The sequence below is a fragment of the Streptomyces cellostaticus genome, assembly GCF_001513965.1.
GTDB lineage: Bacteria > Actinomycetota > Actinomycetes > Streptomycetales > Streptomycetaceae > Streptomyces > Streptomyces cellostaticus.
Map to the genome: position 1 here is coordinate 1 of NZ_KQ948114.1, position 685 is coordinate 685.

Consider the following 685-nt stretch of genomic DNA (forward strand, 5'->3'; position numbering starts at 1 on the left):
GCAGGCGTCCTCCAGCGACCACACCCCAGCGACATGCGCAGCCGCCAGCTCACCGATCGAATGACCCGCCACCACCTGCGGGGCAATCCCCCAGGACTGCAGCAACCGGAACAACGCCACCTCGATGGCGAAGAGTCCGGCCTGCGCCCACACCGTCTCGTCCACCCGGCCGGCTCCGGGCCAGCCGGGCTGGCCCTCGCCCCGGACCACAGCAGCCACCGAGCCGTCCAAGTGCTCGTCCAGGCCTGCACAGACGGCATCGAAGGCCTCGGCGAACACAGGGAACGCCTCGTAGAGTTCCCGGCCCATTCCCAGCCGCTGAGCTCCCTGGCCGGTGAACACGAAGCCGACCTTCCCGACCGCACCTACTGTTCCCGTAACCACGCCCGCGACCTCACGGCCGCCGGCCAGCGCGTCCAGCCCCGCCAGCAACTCCTCACGGTCCGAACCCAGCACCACCGCCCGGTGCTCCAACGCTGCCCGGGTAACGGCCAACGACCAACCCACATCGACCGCACTCGCATCCGCACGGCTCTGAACAAATGCTGAGAGCCGGTCCGCTTGCGCGGCCAGACCCGCAGCCGACCGTCCCGACACCAGCCACGGCACCACCGGCAACACACCGGCACCGCCATCAGCAGGATCGATCTGTGCGGCATCCTCGACGGGAGCCTGCTCAATGATC

The 685-nt window shown here is 69.3% G+C and carries 1 protein-coding gene; it reads right to left on the minus strand.

Going from position 1 to position 685, the window contains the following annotated elements:
- A partial coding sequence (locus tag AQI88_RS42295) for an acyltransferase domain-containing protein (protein ID WP_159050615.1) occupies window positions 1-685 on the minus strand: 685 nt, incomplete at both ends.